33 protein-coding genes and 1 tRNA gene are annotated in these 23,541 nt (G+C 57.5%); 17 read left to right on the forward strand and 17 right to left on the reverse strand.

The window, feature by feature from the left end; genetic code table 11:
- Positions 1–8 precede the first annotated feature (8 nt).
- The 17 genes from ASD46_RS13440 to ASD46_RS13510 form a co-directional block, all read right to left on the reverse strand.
- On the reverse strand, positions 9–887 hold the full coding sequence (locus tag ASD46_RS13440) for a head maturation protease, ClpP-related (protein WP_060642401.1): 879 nt from the start codon (positions 885–887) through the stop codon (positions 9–11).
- Positions 877–2,070, reverse strand: a complete 1,194-nt coding sequence (locus ASD46_RS13445) for a phage portal protein (RefSeq protein ID WP_323455121.1) — start codon at positions 2,068–2,070, stop codon at positions 877–879. The genes ASD46_RS13440 and ASD46_RS13445 overlap by 11 nt, the downstream gene beginning before the upstream one ends.
- An 88-nt stretch (positions 2,071–2,158) precedes the next feature.
- Positions 2,159–3,688 carry a terminase large subunit gene (locus ASD46_RS13450; protein WP_323455122.1) on the reverse strand — a complete coding sequence of 510 codons (1,530 nt, stop codon included), beginning with the start codon at positions 3,686–3,688 and terminating at the stop codon, positions 2,159–2,161.
- 155 nt (positions 3,689–3,843) lie between these two features.
- Positions 3,844–4,527: a hypothetical protein gene (locus ASD46_RS13455; protein WP_156390045.1), complete on the reverse strand. Its 684-nt coding sequence runs from the start codon at positions 4,525–4,527 to the stop codon at positions 3,844–3,846.
- Positions 4,528–4,571: 44 nt separating this feature from the next.
- Entirely contained in the window at positions 4,572–4,934 is a 363-nt protein-coding gene (locus tag ASD46_RS13460) for an HNH endonuclease (protein WP_060642404.1), read from the reverse strand.
- Positions 4,935–5,099: 165 nt separating this feature from the next.
- Positions 5,100–5,750, reverse strand: a complete 651-nt coding sequence (gene nusG, locus ASD46_RS13465) for a transcription termination/antitermination protein NusG (protein WP_060642405.1) — start codon at positions 5,748–5,750, stop codon at positions 5,100–5,102.
- Entirely contained in the window at positions 5,737–6,951 is a 1,215-nt protein-coding gene (locus tag ASD46_RS13470; protein WP_060642406.1) for a hypothetical protein, read from the reverse strand. Before ASD46_RS13470 ends, nusG begins: the two co-directional genes overlap by 14 nt.
- On the reverse strand, positions 6,948–7,241 hold the full coding sequence (locus tag ASD46_RS13475) for a hypothetical protein (protein ID WP_060642407.1): 294 nt from the start codon (positions 7,239–7,241) through the stop codon (positions 6,948–6,950). The genes ASD46_RS13470 and ASD46_RS13475 overlap by 4 nt, the downstream gene beginning before the upstream one ends.
- Positions 7,238–7,801: a hypothetical protein gene (locus tag ASD46_RS13480; RefSeq protein WP_060642408.1), complete on the reverse strand. Its 564-nt coding sequence runs from the start codon at positions 7,799–7,801 to the stop codon at positions 7,238–7,240. Before ASD46_RS13480 ends, ASD46_RS13475 begins: the two co-directional genes overlap by 4 nt.
- Positions 7,788–8,738, reverse strand: a complete 951-nt coding sequence (locus tag ASD46_RS13485; protein ID WP_162248389.1) for a phosphoadenosine phosphosulfate reductase family protein — start codon at positions 8,736–8,738, stop codon at positions 7,788–7,790. Before ASD46_RS13485 ends, ASD46_RS13480 begins: the two co-directional genes overlap by 14 nt.
- A 4-nt stretch (positions 8,739–8,742) precedes the next feature.
- Positions 8,743–10,185 (reverse strand): MT-A70 family methyltransferase, encoded by a 1,443-nt coding sequence (locus tag ASD46_RS13490; RefSeq protein ID WP_323455123.1) that lies wholly within the window; start codon positions 10,183–10,185, stop codon positions 8,743–8,745.
- The gene (locus tag ASD46_RS27085) at positions 10,182–10,358 is read right to left on the reverse strand and encodes a hypothetical protein (RefSeq protein ID WP_156390049.1); all 177 of its coding nucleotides are present in this window, start codon (positions 10,356–10,358) and stop codon (positions 10,182–10,184) included. Before ASD46_RS27085 ends, ASD46_RS13490 begins: the two co-directional genes overlap by 4 nt.
- The gene (locus ASD46_RS13495; RefSeq protein ID WP_060642410.1) at positions 10,358–10,585 is read right to left on the reverse strand and encodes a hypothetical protein; all 228 of its coding nucleotides are present in this window, start codon (positions 10,583–10,585) and stop codon (positions 10,358–10,360) included. Before ASD46_RS13495 ends, ASD46_RS27085 begins: the two co-directional genes overlap by 1 nt.
- A complete protein-coding gene (locus tag ASD46_RS27090) occupies positions 10,582–10,749 on the reverse strand; it encodes a hypothetical protein (RefSeq protein WP_156390051.1) in 168 nt (55 codons plus the stop codon). Before ASD46_RS27090 ends, ASD46_RS13495 begins: the two co-directional genes overlap by 4 nt.
- Positions 10,746–11,327, reverse strand: coding sequence for a hypothetical protein (locus ASD46_RS13500; protein WP_060642411.1), 582 nt, complete (start codon positions 11,325–11,327; stop codon positions 10,746–10,748). Before ASD46_RS13500 ends, ASD46_RS27090 begins: the two co-directional genes overlap by 4 nt.
- A gap of 184 nt (positions 11,328–11,511) precedes the next feature.
- Positions 11,512–11,587 (reverse strand) — tRNA-Met (locus tag ASD46_RS13505).
- A 17-nt stretch (positions 11,588–11,604) separates the two neighbouring features.
- A complete protein-coding gene (locus ASD46_RS13510; RefSeq protein WP_060642412.1) occupies positions 11,605–11,850 on the reverse strand; it encodes a hypothetical protein in 246 nt (81 codons plus the stop codon).
- A gap of 58 nt (positions 11,851–11,908) precedes the next feature.
- Here ASD46_RS13510 and ASD46_RS13515 point away from each other — a divergent pair, with 58 nt between their 5' ends.
- From ASD46_RS13515 to ASD46_RS13590, 17 genes are all read left to right on the forward strand, one after another.
- Positions 11,909–12,676: a helix-turn-helix transcriptional regulator gene (locus ASD46_RS13515; RefSeq protein WP_323455124.1), complete on the forward strand. Its 768-nt coding sequence runs from the start codon at positions 11,909–11,911 to the stop codon at positions 12,674–12,676.
- A gap of 540 nt (positions 12,677–13,216) precedes the next feature.
- On the forward strand, positions 13,217–13,405 hold the full coding sequence (locus tag ASD46_RS13520; protein ID WP_060642413.1) for a hypothetical protein: 189 nt from the start codon (positions 13,217–13,219) through the stop codon (positions 13,403–13,405).
- A gap of 65 nt (positions 13,406–13,470) precedes the next feature.
- Positions 13,471–13,671, forward strand: coding sequence for a hypothetical protein (locus ASD46_RS13525; RefSeq protein WP_141682319.1), 201 nt, complete (start codon positions 13,471–13,473; stop codon positions 13,669–13,671).
- Between the two features lie 34 nt (positions 13,672–13,705).
- A complete protein-coding gene (locus ASD46_RS13530) occupies positions 13,706–14,581 on the forward strand; it encodes a hypothetical protein (protein WP_060642415.1) in 876 nt (291 codons plus the stop codon).
- A 50-nt stretch (positions 14,582–14,631) separates the two neighbouring features.
- Positions 14,632–15,561, forward strand: a complete 930-nt coding sequence (locus ASD46_RS13535) for a hypothetical protein (RefSeq protein ID WP_060642416.1) — start codon at positions 14,632–14,634, stop codon at positions 15,559–15,561.
- A gap of 44 nt (positions 15,562–15,605) precedes the next feature.
- Positions 15,606–15,983, forward strand: coding sequence for a diversity-generating retroelement protein Avd (avd, locus tag ASD46_RS13540; protein ID WP_060642417.1), 378 nt, complete (start codon positions 15,606–15,608; stop codon positions 15,981–15,983).
- Between the two features lie 323 nt (positions 15,984–16,306).
- On the forward strand, positions 16,307–17,317 hold the full coding sequence (locus ASD46_RS13545) for a reverse transcriptase/maturase family protein (RefSeq protein WP_060642418.1): 1,011 nt from the start codon (positions 16,307–16,309) through the stop codon (positions 17,315–17,317).
- On the forward strand, positions 17,301–17,594 hold the full coding sequence (locus tag ASD46_RS13550; protein WP_060642419.1) for a hypothetical protein: 294 nt from the start codon (positions 17,301–17,303) through the stop codon (positions 17,592–17,594). The genes ASD46_RS13545 and ASD46_RS13550 overlap by 17 nt, the downstream gene beginning before the upstream one ends.
- Complete coding sequence (locus ASD46_RS13555) at positions 17,585–17,935, forward strand: hypothetical protein (protein WP_060642420.1); 351 nt, start codon at positions 17,585–17,587, stop codon at positions 17,933–17,935. Before ASD46_RS13550 ends, ASD46_RS13555 begins: the two co-directional genes overlap by 10 nt.
- 7 nt (positions 17,936–17,942) lie before the next feature.
- Complete coding sequence (gene dnaN / locus ASD46_RS13560; RefSeq protein WP_060642421.1) at positions 17,943–19,076, forward strand: DNA polymerase III subunit beta; 1,134 nt, start codon at positions 17,943–17,945, stop codon at positions 19,074–19,076.
- Positions 19,076–19,663, forward strand: coding sequence for a hypothetical protein (locus ASD46_RS13565; protein WP_060642422.1), 588 nt, complete (start codon positions 19,076–19,078; stop codon positions 19,661–19,663). Before dnaN ends, ASD46_RS13565 begins: the two co-directional genes overlap by 1 nt.
- Complete coding sequence (locus ASD46_RS27795; RefSeq protein WP_323455125.1) at positions 19,660–20,460, forward strand: hypothetical protein; 801 nt, start codon at positions 19,660–19,662, stop codon at positions 20,458–20,460. Before ASD46_RS13565 ends, ASD46_RS27795 begins: the two co-directional genes overlap by 4 nt.
- 166 nt (positions 20,461–20,626) lie before the next feature.
- Positions 20,627–20,989 (forward strand): hypothetical protein, encoded by a 363-nt coding sequence (locus ASD46_RS13575; RefSeq protein ID WP_060642423.1) that lies wholly within the window; start codon positions 20,627–20,629, stop codon positions 20,987–20,989.
- The gene (locus tag ASD46_RS13580; protein WP_060642510.1) at positions 20,986–21,354 is read left to right on the forward strand and encodes an HNH endonuclease signature motif containing protein; all 369 of its coding nucleotides are present in this window, start codon (positions 20,986–20,988) and stop codon (positions 21,352–21,354) included. The genes ASD46_RS13575 and ASD46_RS13580 overlap by 4 nt, the downstream gene beginning before the upstream one ends.
- Positions 21,355–21,371: 17 nt before the next feature.
- The gene (locus ASD46_RS13585) at positions 21,372–22,190 is read left to right on the forward strand and encodes a DNA adenine methylase (RefSeq protein ID WP_323455126.1); all 819 of its coding nucleotides are present in this window, start codon (positions 21,372–21,374) and stop codon (positions 22,188–22,190) included.
- Positions 22,187–22,357: a hypothetical protein gene (locus tag ASD46_RS27095; RefSeq protein ID WP_156390054.1), complete on the forward strand. Its 171-nt coding sequence runs from the start codon at positions 22,187–22,189 to the stop codon at positions 22,355–22,357. Before ASD46_RS13585 ends, ASD46_RS27095 begins: the two co-directional genes overlap by 4 nt.
- A 10-nt stretch (positions 22,358–22,367) precedes the next feature.
- Entirely contained in the window at positions 22,368–23,459 is a 1,092-nt protein-coding gene (locus ASD46_RS13590) for a tyrosine-type recombinase/integrase (protein WP_060642425.1), read from the forward strand.
- Positions 23,460–23,541: the final 82 nt, after the last annotated feature.

Raw genomic sequence — 23,541 nt, forward strand, 5'->3', positions numbered from 1 at the left:
CGAAGCTCCTATGATTTGAGTAAAGCAGAGAGCGCGGCGATACCGGCCCATTCATCGTCGCCAGCGCCCGGCGTGGCTTCAGTGGCAGCGCCAGGCGTGCCCTTGATCTTGTTAATGCGAGCGCGCGCTTCAGAGCGCGTCATGCCCGCTGATACGAGTGATATCTCGGTTGCCCGAAGCTCGTTGATCGATTGGTCGCTTGCCTTCGCATCCTCGTCGAGGACCATGGCGTCGGAAGCAAGAAGGCCATCAGCAAATCCGCGCTCGATAGCTTGAGATCCAGACATGTATGTTTCTGAATCCATCCATTTAGCGATTTCCTTCGGATCTCGACCGGACCGGGCAGCGTAGAGATCAACCATTGCCTGATCAAATGGCTCAAGCCATTCGCTGGTCTCGCGCATATCGTGCCTGTTACCGACTGCGACGACCCAGCAATTGTGGATCATGACGAAGGAAGCAGCCCCGATATGGATGGTGTCTCCAGCCATAGCTATGATCGATGCCGCAGATGCAGCCATGCCCATGATCTTGATCGTGATGGGCTGCGAGTGTTCCCGCAGAACATTGTAGATCGCGATCCCTTCGAACATGTCGCCACCGGGACTGTTGATCTGGACCTCAACCGGACGTGGGCCAATCGCGCGCAGCTGCGCCGCAATCTTTTTTGCGGTGACACCGCCGCCAGACCAGTAGTCCTCTCCGATGGCTTCAAACATGGTGATGACATTGTCGCCTTGATCGACGGCGCGAACACCTGCCGATTCCGAAGCCCACTTGTCGAAGACGCTCGGCTTCGTAAGAGCCGACACATCGCGATTTGCGGGGATCGGTAAAGCTCCTGGTCGAGCCTTGGCAAAGACGCGCGTGCGGTGGTCATGTTTCATTGTCGCGGGTCTCCTTTGGGGCAGCGGCACTCGCTGTGCCCTTGCTGACCGTGTCTCCATCTGGCGTTTCCGGATAATCCGAAAGGTCGCGAACTTCATTCTGCGAGAGCCAGCCCGGCGCACCGCCAGCGCCAAGCGCCTTGGCGAAGAAATCGGCCTGGTCTTTCATTGACCCTCGAAGCAGCGCGCCCGGATTGAATTTCGCGGAATATCGATCCCGTTCACTCTCTTCGAGAAGGCTGCGCTCCGCTGCCTGCTGCCAGCTTTCGAACCACGGCCCGAGCGCGTATTGAACGAAGAACCGCCCGAGAGCCTCGATGCCGGATCCCCAGCTTGTCTCATCCACCATCAAAAGCGGACGAGGAACGCCGGTCACGCGAGCAATTTCTTCAACCTGCATCTTGCGGGCTTCGATCAGCTGCGAATCCTTGGCATTGGTATCGCGCTTGCTGTATTTCAGACCCTCTTCGAGGATCATGTTTTTACCGGCGTTCTCTGCGCCCTCTTTTTCGGCGAGAGAAGATTTCAGGCGCTCGAAAGCATCATCAGAAAGCTTGCCGGGATGCTCCAGTGCTCCACCAACCATGGACCCGTTCTTGAATATTCGGGCGGCAGCCAATTCAGCGGAAAGAGCAATTCCAATAGCGTCTCTGGCCTGCTTTACGAGCGATATGCCGTTGATGCCGTCGATGGAGATGCCACGAAGGTGGAAAATCTCCTCACCGGCATAGAGTTTCTGACCGCCAGACTTCGGCTGATATCGATAGCTGACCGACCAGTCCGGGTTCTGGATGGGTGTAACCCTCTCCGGATCCAACGGGATCAGGCGAGACACGGCGCGACGGCCTGTTTTGATGTTTTGGCCTCTGATTATCAGGGCATACGCATTTCCATGAGCCAAAGCCCGCAACTGCATCAGTACCCGGAAATCGAATGCCGTTTGCCAGTTGTTTGGCTGGCGATGGAGCACCCGGTAGAGAGGGTGATCGGTTGCCTTTTCCTTGGTGTTCTCATCGATCAGCTGAAACGGCAGCATGCCGATCGCATTCGATATCAGGCTGAAAGCACGAAACAGCGAGGTATTACGCATCGCTGTTTCGACGGTGACCGTGGCGCCCGAACCGGACTCATGACCTGTGCGCAGGAATTCCAGAAGGCGCGGATCGTCAAGCGAATAGGTCACGTAACCGGTTCCGCCCGAATCCGCTCTTGGCTGCGCTACCTGCACGTCTGATGCGGAGGATCCGAACAACTTCCCGAAAAAACCCACGTCAAACCATCCTTATGCCGCGAGTTTCGTAAACCGACGGACCGTTTGCCTCCGGGTTCCTGCCCATCAGCTCGCCAGCGTTGAAGGCAGCTACCAAGGGGTCTATCTTGGAGCTGGCCGTTTTCTTCTCGATGTAGATATTGCTGCCGCGCTGTTCGGCACGGGCGTTCTGGACACACCAATTAAGCAGCCCAGAGCCGCAATGTTTCATTGTGCCGTCGGCAAGTTTTCGCTCTATCCCGAAGATCGAGGCGGAAAGTTTGTAGCCCTGCGAAACGGCCTTCACCATCGGATCGACGATCGAGTATCCGGCAAGCTCTTCCAGCAACGCCGTGACACCGTTCGGATCAAGCCCGATCGCACCAACTTCCGGCAGCTTTCCCGCATCACGCAAACTAGCGATTATAGCCGCCGCTTCCTCGACATCCTGAGTGACGCGCTTGCAAATGACCAGGTCACCGGCCCGCTCAAAATCATTGAGTTTTTCGACGATTTCCGGGTGACGCGTGAGAACGGAGGGCTGCGCCCAGGCTTTCGCCCACAGCAGCCAGCGCCGAGTCACCTTGTGCCGACCGATCGCCGCAAGCCCCCAAAGATCGAGGAGCCCGCCAACGTCACCACCCACAACAATCACGTCGCACTCATCAATGAGGTATTGGAGCGTGATCCTTTTATCGGCGGCAGCTTCCCAATAATCAGCGCCGATCCAGCGATCGGAGTGCAGCGCAAGGCCAATTTCAACATTCAGATGCTGACTGGCCCAGCGGCGTTCTTCTTCCTCACCCTTCTTTTGTGCCGTCTGCCATTCCTCGATCAATCGATCGAGCGTGATGGAGCGACCCAAATTCGGCAGGACCATGTGCCAGTTCTTCGGATCCTTCCAAGGCTTCCTGTCACTGGTCTGCATCTCCTCTGGAAACTCGTAGAGAACCGGGAGGGTGCTGCTATCCGTGATGCTGCCATCACGAACGCCGCGAGCATATTGAAGTTCTGACTTAAAGACACCCGACGGCGGTTCGTCGCTCTGGGTGGTGATGATGATCAGAAACGATTCTTTGTTCGGGATCAGGCCGCCGCTAATCTGGCCTAGAACACGCGATGCGTATGAATACGACGACATGACGTGCAGCTCGTCGAGCAGAACACCGGCTGGCTTGGAACCCGTCAAGACTTTCATGTCGAAGGTCTTGATGCGCAGCTTTGCCTTGTTGAGCCGGTCAACGATCGTCTTTTTATGCTCGATGGCATGGAACCGTTTTGCCAGATACGGATCCGCTTCGATCATGCCAGCGGCCTGCTGATATGCCGTGTCGGCAACATCCTGCGTCGGACCGATCAGCAAGAACTCGGCGCGTGGTCGCTTGTTCATCAACAGCGCCGTCACCATAATTCCGGCGCCGCCAGTCGTCTTGGAATTCTTCTTCGGTACAAGGCCGAAGACATTTCGAACGTGCCGCTCTCCGTGTTCATCAATCGATCCGAAGATTGCCCTGACGATATCGCGGAACCAGTCGCCGGCGGCATCCTTCATGTACGGCTGGTCAGGCACATCCGGAAGACGAAGGTTATCGAAAATGCCGACAGCCCTATTGCCTTCATCCAGGTCAAGAGGAAGATCCGGAACAATCGGGCGACCGTCGCGAAGTCGATCCGCCCAGTCGGGACAGGAAAAATTCCACTCAGCCTTTATTGCAGAAGCGAAGCCCATGGAGTGCCTTCATGCGCCGTATGGGCGTCTCTGTCGGCGGCCTCCTTTTTGCCGAGCTTTTCATCCGGCGTTTTCTCCGGAGATCTCGGTATCGGCACAGCGGGCGCACCCTGTTTTTCGATGATGTCGAAGATCCGCGATATCGCGACCGAGTTGCCGGACTTCATTTTCTTGAGCGTGACTTCCAGCGCCATGCCTTCGATCTGGTCTGCGCCGTCCTGAAGCTCCCGGGAAAAATTCTTCCGCAAAGTCTTCTCGTCGCACCCAATGTACCCGGCAATGCGAGGCTGGGTCCAACCTGCCGCCCGAAGAAGGCAGACAAGCTCTTGATTTTCATTGTTTTTCGCAAACGATGGCCGTCCGCGCCGATCCTTGATTGGCATCACCGGTTTGCCGAACAGATCGTATTCGACATCCTTGCCGGAAAAATCGTCTGTCACGGTAAAAAAAATCTCCGAATGTGGGGGACGCGGGTGCGGGAGGTCGGGGCCTTCCAGACTTTCGCCCCCCCCCTCTAGGCCTTCCGGCTGCGTCGCCGAGATGGGTGATCGAAGATCAGGATGTGACCGAGCGGCAGGTGAAACTTGGTCATGACCTTGATGTTCTGTCCGCCGCTGTTTCGGTGGCTTGCCAAGTAGCCACGATACCAAAGCCAAGGGCATTCGCTGGTTCGATCACGTCGAGGCTGACTGACCATTACCATGCTTCACCAACGGCCTCGCGACCGTTCCTCTCGTTGCTTCAGTGTGTCGTGACAGGGCTTGCACAACGTTTGCAGGTTCTTCTCATCGAAGAACAATGCCTCATCACCCTTGTGAGGCGTGACATGGTCGCAGATGAGTTTCGACGTGTTGCCATGCATCTGGCCGCAGCCTGCCATCTGACAAGTGAATAGGTCGCGCTTGAATGTCTCAATGCGCAGGCGCTTCCATCGAACCAGCTGGTACCACTTGCGCCAAGGCTCTGCGGTCTGCCGATGCCTGTTGCGGTCCTGCTCATCACCAGGTGCGGGACCCAGCCGAGGAGGCAACGTGCCGAGCGTCGGCTTGAGTGTGGTAAGTCTGGCCATACCTACAATGCAAAAAGGCGACCGTCTGGCCGCCTTGTGGTTCGTCGTCGCATAGCTGTAGCACTGGCCCTGAATCGGTGTCTCTCTATTGAGACTGTCAGGGTTGGGTCCGGGCGCGAGCGTAACCGCCACTAAGAACCGGATCGACCATGGGCAGATTTGTACTCATATCTTCTCAAGCATTGCAAGCGGCATATTGAACACGGTTGGCTTGCCGAAGATCACGATGGTGACAACTGCATCGCCCTGCCCAGCTTCGCCGAAAGCATCCACTTCGACTTCGAAGCCAACAAATGGACCGCTGGTGATCCTGACCTTATCGCCCTTTCTGATCGCATCGGAGCGTCGGCTATGGTCATAAGCGCCAGAAGCTGCCAATTCCTTGAACTCATTGATTGTTTCTTTGGCGATCTTGACGGCCTTCTCCCCTCCCATGACTATGTTTCTAACGCCATCGAAAGACAGGATGCCGCGCAGTGCGTGGTTGTCTGGCACGCAAAACACGAACACTATGCCGTTGAACACAGGCGTCTTGGAAGCCGGCAAGCGTCGTCTGTGACGCCTCCTTTCTGGCCCCATTCTCATGATTACACATGCCTCAATACCAGCTTCAATCATGGCATTTTCAACAGAGTTTTCGCGTCCATACTCGACTCTGGCAATCACCCAGCCCGAATCGGACACGCTGTGCGCCCGCTCCTTGGATGCCGATTCGCGTTCATGGGCCACTCTCGCCGCATCCTGGGCGATGCGATCAAGCTTCATAAGCCCCTTGAGGGATACTCCGGAAATGCCTTCAAACTTATGCTGCATCATCGTTCCGCCCCTCATTGATGGATTTCAGGAATTGAGAAAGTGCCACCTCGACAGCCGCATCGAGATCTGCCGCGCCTCCATCGACAGGCGGTAGCCAGAACCAGTCCCGGAGATCATCGGGGAAAGGCAGTCCACGGCGCTCGTGAAGGCGCTGCCATGCGAGGTATATGTCGCTTCCGCGCTCGACCTGACGGAAGCCTTCGACTTCCGGTAATAGTTCCAACGATGTGACAAACGGTTCGGATTTGTGGGCCTTGTCGACCATCCGAACGATCAGGCTCCAGCCGTACGCTATTCGCTTTTGCCGCGCCAACTGTTCCCGAGTGACCTTGCCGGCGTCGATATCCTGCTCGTCAACAAGCGTGAAGCGAGGGGCTACATCAGGTTGCCGGTTGACCGTCTCCAGCCAGACGCCCATCCAGAGCTTTCCACACACCTTGGCAACGCCACGTGAACGCGACGGATCAGCCAAGGCGCTGTCCGGCATATCGCGCCAATGGCGGTTTTTCAGGTAGACCGCAGCGGCCATCAGGTCGGAAGGCTTGGCCCACCGCAGATAGGCGGGCGTCCGCTCGATGCACTCGGTCCGCTCTTCATCGGACAGGGCGAACCATGCGTTGCGGCCATACTCCTCGTCACCCTTCTTCCAGGTCGCATACCAGAGGGTGAAATCACGGCTAATCTTTTTACGATCAACCTTTTTCAAACCTTCCTCTTCCGCGCTTGCGCCTTGAGAGTCAGTATTTGGTATATTTGAGTTATTACTATGTGCCGATTTTACCGGCGACGGTGAATCCGGCGCCGGTTTTGCCGTCGCCGGTAAATCCGTCTGCGGTAAGATTGCAACACTTTCCGCGTTAGCGCCTGTTATACCAGCGGTATTCGGCGCTTCTTGCTCACGTGGTTCATCGTAAATAACCAAAACGGAAGCACCGAATTTGCCGTCGTCACGGACCTGCTCGCGCTCGGCATAACCGAACTCGACCAACTCCGCGATCATCTTCCGGGCCTTGTCGCGGCCACAGCCGCCCTTCTTGATGATGTCACCGATTACGACAGTCCAGTTATCCGGCTTCGACAGCAGGTAGCCCAAAAGCCACCTTGCCTCCATGGAAAGCCGGACATCCTCAAAGACATGGTTCGGGACAACTGAATAGCTTGCGTTGCGGACACCGCGCCGGATCGTTGCTTCGGTGCTCATTTCGCACCCCCGTTCCGCGCCAGCGCTGCCAATCCGGTCCGCGCAGCACCGACCAGTTCATCCATGTCTGCCGGCAGGCGTCCGTACCGGTCCCGCGTCGAAAGCAGCGCCGAGATCTCGATATCGACCAGCTTTTCGCCCAGCGCGAACCGCGCCTTGCGGAGCGCCCTGTAAATGGCTGTCTGCTCACGGTAGAATATGAAAACCGGAATATTCAGGAGCCACCGTGCCCGTTCCGCATCCGTCCTGCATTCCTGCAATTGCTCTATAACCGGCAGGATCCCCGTCATACCCGGCCACCTTTCCATAGTTCGAAGTCCGTACGCAGGTCGATAAACGCCGCCTGCGCACGCTCTTCACGATTGAGTTGTGTTTTGCTGGTGATGCCGATCAGCTTCTTAAGCACCGTGTCGGCATGGTCTTTGTTATGAATGGCCCGTGACTGGTCGGGAGGGAGCCGGCGCTCAAGATAATGATGGAACAGAGGCTCTGCGCACAGCATGGCGGCGTTTGCGGCGAAATCGCCCTCCCGCAACTGGCTGGGTTGCAGGTTATCCGACGGCAAGCTCTGGACATTCTTAAAGGCGGCAATTGCGCGCTTTCTAAGCTCCAGAAACAGGATGACGTTTTCCAGCGCTCCAGTCAGAAGCTCGACTTCATCCGGCAGGGCTTCCGTGTAGAGCGTGCCGAGGACGACGCGCTCGCTGGTGGACCGACGCGCGATGATATGCGTCTGGCCACCATCGGTATCAAATTCCCATTTGTCGCCCTTGCAACGGCCTGCGATGTCCTCCAATCGCGCGACGCGGGCCTTTTCGCGTTGCCGGATTTCCTGCTCACACCTGGTCATCTTCAAATGTCACCTCGCAGCTCTCCTCGCAGCCGCCGCCGACGTCCAATTCGTGGCCCGCAAACATGTCGGATTGGTAGACGGCAGCATCATCTTCGGCAGGCTCAAAGTTGCCCTCGGCGGCCAAGCGACGGATGTCGGAAACCATGAGGCGATCCCTGAAAAACCGCTTAGGTTCATTTCTTGGATTGGCTCCAGACATCGGGTAGGTCTGCTCCATCCGCTCGAAGAAGTCGTAATCTCTGGGCGTCTCGGACATGATCGTCAGATGCTTCCGAAGCGACTTTTTCCAGCACGTCTTGCAGTTGCCCTTGTATCCTTTGAGCCGAAGCCGAAACGGCTGACGATCCCAATAGGCGTTTACATCCGGCTTGCGGCGCGGCCAGTCATTGGCGAGCGGATAGACCAATCTCTTCTTGCTGGCAGAAGGGTTGATCCTATCGACCTCATCATTTCTGATGCCAATGGCTGTGTCGTAGGTTCCGGACTTCCATCCGATCGTCCGGCAATACGCTGTGATTGCCCGTTCTTTGAGCTCGCGAGTGCAATGGATGAATCCAGGTCCGGGAATGCCATGCTTGGCAATCATCGCCTCAAATACCGATCCATCACGGCAGGCGGTGTTGAAATCGACGACGCGAGCCGTGACCCCCTTGCCTCGCTCCGGAGCGGTAACCGCTTCGACCCATACGACGCTCCACCCAAAGGCATCATCGCACTGCCGAACAAACTCTAGGGTCTCTTCATTTTCCAGCCCGGTGTTGGCAAAGACGGTAATGATCTCGTCGTATCTGTTACGCCACCGTTCGTGTATGAGCAGAGCCATCAACGCGGAAGTCTCGCCGCCACTGAAGCTGATAAGGAGTCTGTTCATAATGCGCTCCTTAATTGGCTGGTTACCCGGTCCAAGCCTCCAATCGTTTCCTTTCTCTTCCATGGCGTCACTCCGCACCCCCTTCAGGCGCACCGGCCTGATTTCCCCAAAACTCCCACGTTCCATTCAGACGCACGTCGCCGTCCGCGAGGCTCTCGCGGCGCTGAAACATTTCGAGCTTGGGCATGGTCGGATAAAGCCGGTCGATCTGTTCGGCGAACCAGACCGGCTTTTCGCTATGGCGACCGACGGAATGGTCGGTGCACTTAATCGGCTGGGTGCCGGGAATAGGTGCCGGGAAATCGCCGCGCGTGCCGATAAGCAGCAGTTCGAGGTTATCGAAGCTCCAGTAGCCGGTCCCGGTCTGTTCGCCGGGGTAGATCTTTTTCCAGCCCCAGAAGCTTTTGTAGGTGTAACCCCAGCGCTCCAGCGTCTTTACGCCGTTGGCGAGATCCGTCACCCACATGAACAGCGCCGAATTGTGAGCACCGGGGCAACCGAGTTTCATGATGTCGTCGAGCGACATGGTGGGATAATGGTTTTCGGCGCTCTTTTCGCCGCCTGTCACTTCCGAATAGCTTTTGAAGCGCCACGGCGGATCAACGTAGATAACCGGAAACGCCCTGCCTTCATCTTCTCCAACACCCTGCCACCAGGGCGCGGCATTCTGGCGTGCGGCGATCTGGACGGCGAGATCCGTGCGGACCGCATGGCGGATCTTCTGATCTTCAGCGCGCTTGAGCTTGGCGACGTTTTTCAGTTCGCGAAAATTCGCAGGTTCCGGCAGGAACATGGTGCGGATCGGTTTGACTACGGGCTGGGAAACGCCGTCGCGACCAACGATTGTCTTCTGGTGGGGAATTTCCCCACCATCAACCATACGTTTTCGTGCCGCCGATACAGTCTTGTGATCGACGCCGAGCTGCACGGCGATAGCGCGGTTGGATGCGGTCGGGGCATCCTTCAGGTGCTCCTGAATAATGGCCTGCCGCTGCGCGCCGGAAAGATGGCGCCGTGCGAAATTGAGCGACCGGGCAAAGGACCGCTTCCCTTCTTCCGTCAGTTGCTTGCGGATGAAGCGCGGCCAGTCGGTAATGCCGAGCATCTTGCAGATGGCGACACGATGGTGACCGTCGAGGATTTCCCCGGCCTCGTCGTATTCAACCGGGACCTTTACGCCGTGGGCGGCGATGTCATCATGGAGCGCCTTGAAGTCATCATCCGAGAGCGGCGGCAGAAGCTGGTACGGGCCTGTTATGACGATCCGGCTCTGGTTCTCTTCAGCCAGCTTTCCATGTTCGCGCGCGCGATCCAGTACGGCTGTCGCATATTCACCCGGGCGGAAAAGGTTTCCGTCTTTCGGGTCACGCGTGAGATACCGATGGGCCATTGCCGAGCATGCCGCGCGAACTTCCTGCGCTGTCTGGCAACGATATTGACCGTCACGAACAGCCGCCGCGATTATTGACAGGCCGGCTTCCTTCGGCATTTGCAGATTTTGCGCCGTCATGCCGCACCGCCTTTGCGCATAAGGCGCAGATCGGTTTCGCGGATGATCTCGGCGGCACGCTCGGCGGAAACTCCGCGCGCCAGAAGCTTCGCCGCAAAGCGAGGCACAAACTCAAAACCGGCATCATTGATCGCCGTGCGGATCAGAGCGGGAAGTGTGTCAAACAGTTCCATCAATGCACCCCCATCCACTTGCGGAGGTACGCCTGCCCGCTATGAGTGATCATCGCCTGCCGCTTGTCGTTGGACAGGCGAACGTAACCGGCGCGCATGCACTGGACGGCGGATGGAAGTTCGCCGTGGCGGATCTCGTACCAGTTGTCGGCGCGAGCGACGTGTCGCAGAAAACCGCGATCACGATCCGAAATCGGACGCTCAAAAAGAGAAACAGCGGCGTTCAAAGTCCTGCCTCCTCGATAATGCGGCAAACCTCGCGTTCAGCGAGGTCCAGCGTTTCAGCGATTTCGTGGGTGGATCGGCCAGCGCGCCAAAGCTCTAGAACCCGCGCGGAGCGGGCTTCCTTCACGAGCTTGGAACGGCTGGTTTCGGCCATGCAAAGTGTCATGAGCCACCACCAGTCAGGCCGCTGCGAAGCTCCTGCATCTGAGCAATTGCATCGTCGAGGAGCGGAAGAAGCGTGCGGCGCTCGTGATTATCGATCTTCCCATCCAGAAAAGACGTGATCAGCGCGGACAGCAGTTTGCCCTTGGTGTCCGCCAGGCGACCGACATCCTCCATATCCGGCGCGTCGGCTTCGGAGTCATTCTGGACGAGACGAAACCCGCTCATCTGAGCCATAAATTCCGTGACCAGAGGATAGCCTGCCATTCGCTCAACATCGGCAACGACATCGAGCGGCATGAACTCTTTCTCGCGCTGGGAGGCGTAGCGCGACAGGTGCGCCTCCCCAACTCGGCTTTCCTTGGCAACGTTGGACGCGCCAACCTGACGGAGAAGCCGGCCAACGGTAGCCTTCAAGTCACGCCGCTCTTCCTGAGAGGTGGGGCGCATGTTTTCGGTCTCATCTGGGCGCACGAAATGGTCCTCGAAAATCAAGGGAATCTTTTCGGAAATTCTTCCGGTGAATTTGCTGGAAGCTGCGATTAGCTTCGTAGAGTCCAACCAAGAAAAGGCGGCCCGCATGACATCGAACCATCAAGAGAAGAACCGCCGGAGCCGGGAGGAGAGGCGTCACGGCGGGTGCGCAAAAGGGAGAGGACAAACCCCTGCGCAACATGAAAGACGCTCCGGACGGAAGGGTCCGCAGGCGTGCAAAGCCTCTTCCGTCCGGTTTCCCGCTCGTCGCCTGGCCGTTGAACGGCGGGATTGGCTGCAGCGGCAGGATTTGAACCTGCGACATCGTGGGTATGAACCACGCGGGATGACCGCTTCCCTACGCTGCGGAAAAACTGGAGCACCATCATTCTGCGGCCTCCGTGGATATCTTGAAGAAATCGGCAGGCGAAAGTTCAATACCTTCGGATCGTGCATGAGCGAGGAGCACAAACGCATCAGCTTGGGGAATAATGCCGCCAGTGCCGCCGCGTGCCTTAGGATACATCCAGCGATAGACCCGAGAGATGTGTTTGCCGGTCACGGCAGACACTCGCTCAATGCCAATTTTGGCAATCACAGACTTCGCTGGCTCTAGGTGGTTCTCGCTCATATCGCGATCTTTGCGATTATCGCGATTTATTGTCAATCCTTTTGTTGCGTTTTTCGCGATGGATTTTTTTGCGAATTACGCGAAAGTCGAAATTATGCAAGATCCTCAGTATGAAATTAAGAACTGGCTCGACCAGAAGCTCAAGGCATCCGGACGCGGCACCGCTAGTGAACTCGCGGAAAAAATTGGCGTGTCCCCGACGAAGTTAAGCAGGATGCGACCCAATACAGTGGAACCGCGAAAAATCACCCCGGAAGAGATCGAGGGCATGGCGCGATACTTTCAGGAGCTTCCGCCCGGTTACGAAGAAATGGTAAGCTGGCTCACGCCCTCCACCGAAACGCCACTCATCACTCAGGGCAAGCGACCAACGCCCAATGCGAGCTTCCCTCCTCGGTGGCAAGCGTTTCCCGGCGACGTATCTATTCCCTTAAGGGGCCAAATTTCAGCAGGCCCAAATGGGCGCTTCATCATGAACGGCCAAGACATTGCTCGGGTGTTTTGCCCGCCTGGCCTCGAAGGAGTGGAAGGGGCCTATGCCGTTCAAATACAAGGAACATCTGGCGAGCCGCGCTTCTACCATGGGGAGACCGCTTGGGCGAATCCTCACGCGAGATACAGGAAGGGCGACGATGTGATCGTTCAAATACTCGGAGATTTCGAGGATGATGAGGTATCTAGTTACATTAAGCGCTTTGAGAGTCAGAGTTCCGACATTCTTCGTCTCTATCAATACAATCCAGGCTCTGGCGAGACACACGAATTAGAGTTCCCGTCCGACAAAGTATTCAGCATCCACAAGGTTGTTTTTCACGCAATGTTGTGACTGACGTTCTCGGCCCGCCAAGTTGGCCGGATAGTCAAATTTCTGAACGCCGGAAGTGTTTTAGGGCACTCACTGCACCTGATCTTCCGGCATAGCTGCATGTAATTGAATACGCCAAGATCACCAACTTTGCGCAGGTTTTCCAAACCTAAAGTCCGCGAGTTACCACAATCATCACAAGCCACGTAGAGGCTGGACAACTCTACGATTAGACGCATCGCGTCCGGGTGATCGATTGGCGGCCTCTTCATTCTCTCACCCCATGTTCTTGTTACGTTCACCTTAAAAAAGCATCTTCGCTGGGAAGAGTCGAGTCGCATTTTGGTGATTCGTTTTCGCGAAGTTCGCGGCGAAGCCGCTCATCATCGCAACATAAATCGCGATTATCGCGAAAATACCGCTTGACTTATTTTGCGATTATCGCGAAATTCCGTCCATCCAAGCCGCTTGACCTCACGGCTCGGAGACAGACCGGGCGGCGACCACACCCCTCTCAACCTCGAAGCCGCCCGGTCCAACCTTCAACGGATGGAGACCGACATGCAGATCAAAACCAAAGACGACAATGAGCTTGTGGACGTAATGTCCGACGCCATGCTGCGCGTGGGCGAAGGCTGCACCGTGACCGCTCTTCGCGAATGGTTCACAAGCGCGGAAATCACTCGCTGCGGACCCGCCGCCATCAACCGCGCATACGACAAGCGCGTGCTGGAGCGCCGCGCAGCCTGACGCCACGTCCGGTTTCGGTGACCGTCTCTGCCCCGAGGCGGCATCCGAAACGGATGGAGGCAGCTTTGATCCACATTTCCCCGATGATCCCGCAGACCCGGCATGACCTTGGCACCTTCCGCAAGGCCAGCGCCGTTCCCTATGGCCGCTTCTTTCTGGCCTGCGCAACCGCCGTGCTTTTGCTCGGCTGCCTTGGCGGCGTCGCACTCTGCGCCACCCGTCTCTCCGAAATCGAACGCATGCACGCTGCGGCTGCTCGCGTCTGACCACTTCAAGCCAAACCTAACAGAGGACAAAACCATGACGACGCCTGCCGAACCGCAGAACATCAGCATTCACAATCCCAGCCCCGGTTCACCGATCCTGCTTGTGACCGGCCTGACTTCCATTTCCATCAAAGCTGGCGCACTCGTCGAGATTGACGACCGCACCTATTCGTATGACTACGAGACCGCAATTGCGATCGACGAACTGGTTCCCGGTAGCGATTATGCTGTCGGCATCAATGCTGTCGGCGATCTCTTCGCCACGGTTGCGAACGACAATCCATTGAACGGCAACTTCTTCGCCGGTTTCCATTTTGCACCAGGCGGTAATGCGGTCGAGCGCAAAGGGGGTGACAGCGTTCCCGCCATCAATCCACATTCCCTTTGGGATATCGAGTACCGTCCCGCCTGCTCGGATCCGCGCGGTATGGTGCGCGTCATCGCTGGCAATATCGTCTGGGTCGATATCTATCTTCTTGGCGTGGACCACGCCAATGACGGCACCAGCCGCTTTAGCGTGCCTCTCGCGACCGGCAGCACCCTTGATGTGCTCGACTATCCGACCGCGAAATCCATCATCGAAGGCCACGGCAAGCGCCTGCTGACCTATGACGAGTTCCGCGCCGCCGCACTTGGCGTGACTGAACGCTCCAGCGCCGACAATCGCCCCCGCGCAACCGGCCTTGATGCAGCGCGAACCAGCCGCTTTGGCTTGATGCAGGCAACCGGAAATCTCTGGGTTTGGGGAACGGATGGCGACATTGAGGATCCGCGTCCGTCCATCTTTGGCGGCTCCTGGTTCGTCGGCGAGCACGCCGGCTCCCGGTACGCGAGCTTGGACTACTGGCCCGAGTTCTCGCTCGGGAACCTCGGGGCGCGCGGCGCGAGCGACCACCTGACGCCTGCCTGACGCGCGCGAAAGCGCGGGTCTCTTTCTCTCTCTCAATCAGGATTATCACCATGACGGCTACAGCCGAAACCGCCCTTTGCGGCATCTCCATCCAGCCTCGCGACCGGTCAGCCCCGGTTCTGGCCAAGTACAATCGCACCGAAGTATTCGTGAAGGCGGGCGTCGCGATCACGACGGGCGATCGCACCAATTTCTTCGAAACCAACACGCCCGTTTTGATCGACAATCCCGTACCGGGCCGTGACTATGGTGTCACCATCGATGAGTACGGCTTGCCGATCGCGGAAATTCTGGAAGGTAAGCCGACCGCCGAGCGGTATTTTGGCGGCTTTCATTTTGCGCCGGGCGGCAATGCCACGGCACGCGAGGGCGGCGACAACACTCCGGCAATCAATCCGTACTCCATCTGGGATATCGGCTTCCGTCCATCCTGCCCGGATCCGCGCGGCATGGCGCTCGTCGAACTTCTGGGCGGAAAGCTCATTTGGGTCGATATCTATCTTCTTGACGCCGACCACCACGAGCAGGGCACCAGCCGCGCAAAGGCGATCATCGCCGATGGTCGTGACCTGCCGATGAAGCTCGATGGCCAGAGCCGATACAAAAAGCTCGACTATGCGACGGCGGTAGAAATCTACACCGGCCATGGCAAGCGCCTTCTTGGTGCAGAGGAGTTCTTTGCAGCCGCCTATGGCGTGAAGGAGAGGAACTCTCGCGAGGATGAGCCGACCGTGACCGGCGCGCTCGACGACAACGCCAGCAACTTCATCAGCAAGTTGGGCCTGTTCGATATCACCGGGACCATGTGGCAGTGGGGCACGGACGGCGATCCGGATAACCCGCGTCCGTCCATCTTTGGCGGCTCCTGGTTCTTCGGCGAGCTCGCCGGCTCCCGGTACGCGCACTTGGACTGCTGGCCCGGGGACTCGAACGGGGGCATCGGGGCGCGCGGCGCGAGCGACCACCTGAACCTTGCCTGACCTGCGCGAAAGCGCGGGTCCCCTGAAACGGATGATCGCCAGTTATGACACGTGATGAATATGTAAATCCGCAGGATCTGGCGATCGTCGAGAAATTCGAGAAAGCTGTGGCCTACCTGTACCCGATCTTTCAGCGTTGCCCGCGCAGCCATTCAGTGTTGCGCGACAAGCTGATCGGGCTGCTGTTTGACCAGGTCAGTTATCTCTATCAGGCAGCGAAGTCGAAACAGGCCTCAAAGCTCTACGCAGCAGACGCCAATCTGGCAGCGCTGCGCTTCTGGTTGCGCTTTGCGACTGGTCCAGACCTCAAGTTCGTAACCCACCGTCAGCATGCTGTGGCGCTGCGCCATATCGCTGAAACCGGATCGATGCTTGGGCAGTGGATCAGGTCCGCAAAAGGCAACGGGCGGTCGGGGTCATGATGCTGTTGCGTCCGTCCATCTTTGGCGGCTCCTGGATCAACGGCGAGAACGCCGGCTCCCGGTACGCGAACTTGGACTACTGGCCCGAGAACTCGAACGAGAACATCGGGGCGCGCGGCGCGAGCGACGACCTATTCACGACTCGGCGGCGATCACGGTCACGCCGGTCATCTTCCACGGGCGGCACGGCGAACGATGCCCAGCCGCTAAGGTGGTCGGCCCGTCCGTCCGGCTTCGGCGAACACATAGCAGGGTCCGGTACAGCGGGGAGTAGCGGTGCACGCACTGTCGAAACCCGCGACCGGCAATCCGGAGTGGTTATCATGGGAAAGAAGTACCGGAACCTTATCGGCCAGATAACATCAGACGCCAACATGCGTCATGCCCTGCGCCGCACAGCCAACGGCAAGCGTCTGTCGACAGGATTTCTGGAGTTCAACGAATTTTCGATCCTCAATCTGGAGGATCTGGCGACAGCCATGCGCGACGGTTCCTACCGTCCCGGTAAGCCACACGATTTCAAGATATTCGATCCGAAGGAGCGGATGATTTCGGCGCTGCCCTTTGAGGATCGCGTTGCCCAGCATGCGCTGTGCGCCATCATCGAACCGATATTCGAGGCAACGCTTTTACCGGGTAGTTACGCCTGCCGTCCGGGCAAGGGCACTCACGCTGCGGCAAAGGCTATGCAGTCGGACATGCGCAGGCTCACGCGTGACGGTGCGCCTCTCTATATCCTCAAGACAGATTTTTCCCGGTACTTTGCCAGCATCGAGCGCGGCGCGCTGTGGCAGCTGATCGAGGCGAAGATTCCCTGCCGCGCCACGCTGCGCCTGATCGAGACCATGCTGCCGCGTGACGGTATCGGCCTGCCGATCGGCAACCTGCTTTCCCAGATCTTCGCCAACATCTATGGCGGTGTCGTCGACCGGCATTTGCAGCAGGATCTCGGCGAGCGCCACTGGTATCGCTACATGGACGATATCGTCGTTCTCGGACATTCGTCTGAACACCTGCGCAAGGTGCGCGCCTCGATCGAGGATCTGTCACGCGAGCGGCTTGGCCTCCGGTTCTCCAAATGGAGCATCCAGCCAGCCAGCCGAGGCGCCAACTTCGTCGGTTATCGCATCTGGCCGACGCACAAGCTGTTGCGCCGCGACAGTGTCGCGCGGGCAAAGCGCAAGATCCGCGCCTATCGCGCCGGCGGCGATCATCAGCGGCTGGAAAAGTTTCTTGCTGCGTGGGTCGGCCACGCCAAGTGGGCGGATAGCCGCAACCTTCTTAAATCCCTGAACATCCACGAAAGGAGTGTCCACCATGCGGCACACCGATAAGCTCGGCGGCAGAAAGTTGCCGTCGCCCGTTATGCTCGCTCAATGCATTCAGCGCGGCATGGGCCGCACCCAGATTGCCGATCATTACGGCGCAGGCGTCAAGCGCGTCACCGAGCGATGCCGGGAGCTTGGCCTCGCGGCCCCGCTCTACGGCAAGACATGGAGCGAGGCCCGTTTCGATTTCACCACCGTCGTCATCCGTCGCTTCGGCAGCAGCATCACTCTGCCCTGCCCCAGCATGTACGCAAAGATTCTGGAGAGCCGTCAATGCAGGTAAATCAGGAAGTCACCATCGATTTCGCAAACGACAACAACGATGACCGCGTTCTGGCATGGCTGAAGGAACACAGCCTTGAGGCGGAGAGCCTGGCCGACCTTACGTTCAATGCGAAGGTGGAAGTCGAAATCGGCGACCTCGACGAAGACGACATCGTCGATGCCTACGACAAACTGAACAAGCTCGACAATAGCGACCTGTATCACGTCGGGCAGGCCTATCGCCGCATGGCAGAAGGCAATGTTGATGAGGCGATGGATATCCTGTCGCGCCATTTTGATCTTGCCCCCCCCTCCCACGAGCGGGCGATTGCCGACCTCATCACCGGAAAACGGAACTGAGGGCGCCATGAGCAAAGAAGCAATCTATTTCCGCGCGCATCGGTCCGAGCTTCTGGTGGCGCTTGCTGCGGTCAACGAAGCGGTCCCGACAAAGGACAGCATTCCGATCCTCACAAACGTGCTTTTACAGCCCGATGGCGATCGCCTGCTGTTGCGCGGGACAAATCTTGATCTGGAGATCGAGACGCATTGCGAGCTGTTGGAGGCGTCCGCCAGTGATGGGCTTACGATTTCGGCAGATGAGTTTTATCGGATCGTCAAGAATATGCCGGAGTCTGCCGAAATCACCCTAGCACCTGGAAAATTTCCGGGACAGGTGGCGATCAGCGGCGGGAGGTCACGCTATAACCTCCACACCCTGCCGGTATCAGATTTCCCGTCTATCGGCTCGGATAGGCCGCCACTGGCATTCACGGTCCATGCAAATCTCCTGACCGATGCTCTCGGCAAGGTGACCTACGCCATCAACACCACCATGAAGGATCGCCCATACCTCATGGGTGCTTTCATTGAGGGGTTGGAGAGCGGGAAGCTCGCGATCGTCGCTACGAATGGCCTGAAAATGGCTGTATCGCGCATTTCTCCAAACGAATTGACCAGTTTCGAGCCGCCCATCGTCCCTACGAAGACGGTTCAGGCGATCCGCAAGCTGATGGGCCACAGCAAGGCAATATGCTCTTTCTACGTTAACGATAGAAAACTCGTCATTGAGTGCGAGGATATCAAGCTCGTGTCAAAGCTCATCGACGGAACGTTTCCGGACTATCGTCGCATCGTTCCCAGCCGGGACCGCGTGTTCCTGCGCGCAGACCGAGAATCAATCAGCAAGGCGATAACCCGCGCCTGCGTCATTGCTGGCGATACGACGCGCGAGGCGATCAAGCTCGGCATCTCCGAAGGCTCAATGCAGATCGAGCTGGCGACGACGACAGGCCAGAGCGCCGTGGAGAATGTAGATATTGAATTCGACGGCGAAAGCCATCTGCGCGGGTTCAACGGGGTGTTTTTCAACGAGACCCTGTCCAGCATTTCAACCACATCGTTTCGCCTCTACGGCACGGATCCGGGCGCGCCGGGTCACATCACGCCGGATGGCGACGCCGACGAGGACTACATCGTCATGCCTATGAGGGTTTCCTGATGACTGAGCTAACTGCACCTGTTCACCGCATCATAGGACCGACAATCCTTCTTGGATCAGGAACCTATTTTGACTTCGACAATCCGGAGGCCGCAGAACTGACGATCGAGGACGTGGCCTACAGCCTGTCTTTCCAGTCTCGCTTCACCGGTCATTGCGTCAGCCGTCGTACCGGAAAGCGCGTGTACTATCCGATATCACAACATTGCGTCGTGATGGCGGGCCATGCCGAACCAGGTCACAAGCTGGCAGCCTTGTTGCATGAGGTTGGCGAGGCAACCTGTGGCGATATGAACGCGCCACTTAAGTCACAATGCCCGGATTACAAGCGGATTGAGAAGCGATGCGAGAGCGCTGGTCTTGCGCGGTTCGGGATTACCGTTCCCGACCATACTTACATTAAGCATCTTGATTTGCGGATGTTGGCGACAGAGCAGCGCGACCTGATGCCGACCCGTGGCGAAAAGTGGGGCATGCTCAACGGCATCCAGCCATTCGACGCCGAGATTTTTCCATGGGAGAATCCGCACGCGGCTGCCGAGGCCTTCCTTGAAACCTACCATCATTTGCGGAGGATCGGCGAATGAGCAGCGCGGGTTCGAAACTCAATCGGGAAAAACGTCGGCGCGCGGCTACATATCGGCGCGGATACGAGGATGGCGTTGTAGCAAGAAACGACGCACCGACCGATGCGCAGCCGGTGGCCTGGCTAAGGCACGGCGAGGAGACGTTCGTCCAGAACATACCATTCGGTGCGATGTGGATAAGCAACAAAGACGATCCACGCGCTTTCCCGGTTTTTGAGCGCGCGCAACAGTCCGCGCCATCCGTGGCCGTGAAGGCTTTGGAGCCGTTCGCTACTGATGCCGATATATATGACGGACAGGATATTGATGACGGGGAGAAGTCGTTCAACGACAATATCACCGTTGGCGACTTACGCCGCGCCAGAGCCGCTTATGCCGCCCTCGCCGCACAGGTGCAGGACGTGGCGGGGTTTCAGCAGCGTGTTGAAGCCGCACACCGCGCCTTATTTCACGACGACCCCACAGATGTTGAAGAGCGCCGCGCCCGGTTCTGGGAAGAAGCAGGAGAGACGGTTCAAGCGTTCGGGATGACAGAGGAAGATGCTATCGAGCTTGTGCGCTACACATGGAGTCGAGCCAAGGGCGAACCTGCCAAAGAGATCGGGGCCGCCATGTTGACGCTTGCATCGCTCTGCGTTGTCGCAGGATATGACCTTTCGGAATGCGCCGAGGCTGATCTGGAAAAGCTTCAACGCCCAGAAACGATAGCCCGCATTCGCGCCAAACGCTCGACCCGTCATGGACGCGGCCCGCTTCCCGGCTTCGATCCAGAAGCACCCGCAAAGCAGGAGGGCTGACGGATGAGCGATAACCCAACACCAGAGATGATCAATGACGCCGAGGCAAATATCCGAGAGGATTTCCGGGCGGGAAGGATATCGAGAGAGCAGTTCCAAAAGGAAATGCTGATCGTAGCGAGGGCAAGGAAGTACGCGTCTCCCTCAAAGCAGGAGGATAGCGCCGATGGATTCTAAGGAGCTACACATCCTGCAACATTCCCTTGGCCTCGACGAATACGGACGAGGTACGTTCTATCGCAACCATTTCGTGACCGGTGAGGGCAGCGCGGATCATGCCGATTGCGTAGCGCTCGTCGAGGCTGGATACATGGGTATCCGCAAGAACCATCCACTTGCCGGCGGCGATGATGCTTTCTGGGTTACCGAAGCCGGAAAACGCGCAGTTTTGGATCATAGCCCAGCGCCGCCCAAGCTCACGCGCGGGCAGCAGCGCTATCAGGCGTGGCTCGACTATGACGGAAGCATGTCCTTCATCGAATATGTGAAATGGAAGTCGCAACAGCAGCGACAGATGGGCGCTGCATAATGAGCCGCCGTCAGTCTATCCGCGAAAAGATCATGAGCCGTGTCAGCATTGATCCGGTCACGGGCTGCTGGCTCTGGACCGGCCCAACGTCGGGCGCCAGCGGGCGCGGCCACGGCTACCCTCGCATGTCACTCGGCGGTCAGACCGTAGCGGTTCACATCGCGATGTGGACCAACGAGCACGGATATATTCCAGGCAAAAAAGAGCTTGATCATAAGTGCCGGAACCGGCTTTGCGTCAATCCAGATCCGAAGCATCTGGAGATGGTCACGAGGAAACGTAACGCGATGCGCCGCGAGGAAGCGTGCCGGATGCGCTGTGCGGAGGTTTTCGCAGGTGACAGTGACAGCGAGGTGAGCGCATGAGTCCCACGAGACCAATCTTGCGCTGGCACGGCGGCAAGTGGCGAATTGCCCCCTGGGTAATTGACCACTTCCCACCTCATAAAGTGTACGTCGAGCCTTTCGGTGGCGCAGCATCCGTGCTTCTGCAAAAGCCACGTGCACTGTCCGAGATCTACAACGATCTCGATCAAGACCTCGTGCGGATGTTCAGAATTATCCGAGACCAAAGCGACGAACTCACACGGGCGATTGCGCTTACGCCCTACGCCAGAGACGAATACAGGGGTCTTTACGAGCCTGTAGACGACGAGCTTGAAGCGACCCGTCGCTTCATCGTCAGATCCTTTATGGGAATGAATTCAAAAGGTGCATTGGCAAAATCGGGATTTGACGCGAGAACAAATCCGGATGGATTCACATCGAGGCTCCGTTCTCTTGCCGATCTCCCTGACCAGGTTGCTCTAGTAGCTGGTCGCTTCCTTCACGTTCTGATTGAAAACTGCGACGCCAAGCAGCTCATCACCCGATATGACCGCGACGACGCCTTGATCTACCTCGATCCTCCATACGTTTCCGAAACGCGCAGCGGCAAGTACTACACTCATGAGATGACCGACGCTGATCACTCGGCGCTTTTGGCCGCGATCGACGCCTCGAGCGCGATGGTCGTTATCTCTGGTTATCCTTCTGATCTTTACGACAAGGCAATGATTGGCTGGCACCGCGTCGAGACAAAAGCCCATACGGATGGCGCCAAGGCCCGCATCGAAGTCCTTTGGATCAACCCAAAGGCATGGTCCCGCATTGAGCGTAATCAATCTTCACTATTCAATCTCCTTGCGGGGAACGTCGCATGACCCAGCCAGCAATTTTGAGGAAGCAGGACATGATGCGGGCCGCCGAGGTTGCCAACAATTCAGGCTGTCGGATCGAGATAAAGGTCGGCGATACCGTCATCACCGTCATACCGAGTTCAGAGAACGAAAAGGGGAAGGGAATTGACTACTCGCGTCCCGTACTGTGATATCTCGGGCATGCCGAGAAAACTTTACCCACATGTGCACAAGCAGAAGACCCGCCATAACAAGTGGGTCTTTTATTTTCGTCTTGGAAAAGGGAAGCGGATCCGCCTGCCCAATCCCAACGATCCTGAGTTCAAAGCGGCGTACATGGCTGCGCTGAACGGTTCACCGGTGAACGTGGAGACGACGCACGAAGGTACTCTGGGCTGGCTGTGGGAGCGATATACGACGGAGAGCGCGAAGTGGGCAGGATACAGCGCCGCTACCCAAAAGCAGCAACGGCTGATCATGGCGAAGGTGCTCAAAACCGCTTCAAAGTCATCGCTAAAAGTCGTCACCCAGGACGTCATTCAAGAAGGCGTTGATAAGCGTCACGAGACGCCGGCGCAGGCCGGGAATTTCCTCAAGGTGATGCGCGGCATGTTTGGCTGGGCAAAGAAGATGCGGCTGGTGGCCGTGGATCCATCGCTTGGCGTGGAAGCCCCGGACTATAAGAAGGGTGGCTTTCCGGCTTGGACCATGGACGAGGTTAAGGCGTTCCGTCAGAAATACGAAATCGGCACGACCGCGCGGCTCGCGATGGAGCTTATGCTCTTGGCGGGCCTACGTCGATCGGATCTTGTAAGGGCCGGTCGCCAGCACATCAGCGGCAAGATCCTTTCCATGGATACAGAGAAGACAGGCGCGCGGATCACCGTAGAACTTTCCGACGATCTGATCACCGTCATTAATGCCACACCTCGCAAAGGCCTGCACCTGGTCGAGACTTCCCGCGGGAAGCCATTCGTTAAGGAAAGTTTCGGGAATTGGTTTCGGGACCAGTGCAACGAGGCGAAGGTCTATAAGTCCGCTCACGGTCTGCGAAAGCTCAGCGCGACCCTTGCCGCCGAAGGTGGCGCAGCGTCGCATCACCTGCTCGCCCAGTATGGTTGGACCAACCTCGCAACCGCAGAAATATACACCCGTGGTATCGATAGGCGCCGCCTCGGTATCGAGACAAGCCGCATCGTGGCGGATCAGATCGGGAACATAACAGCCCCTCACCCTGTTTCAGGTGAGGGAATGAGAGCGGAAAGCGAAATAAAAACAAATACTAAGAAATAAGGTGGCACACCTCTCGTGGACACCATTTTCCTGTAAATTCAGTTTAAAACAATAATATAGAAAAGAGCGGAATGTCGTGACC

Origin of the sequence: Rhizobium sp. Root491, from assembly GCF_001427205.1 — a bacterium.
Lineage (GTDB): Bacteria > Pseudomonadota > Alphaproteobacteria > Rhizobiales > Rhizobiaceae > Agrobacterium > Agrobacterium tumefaciens.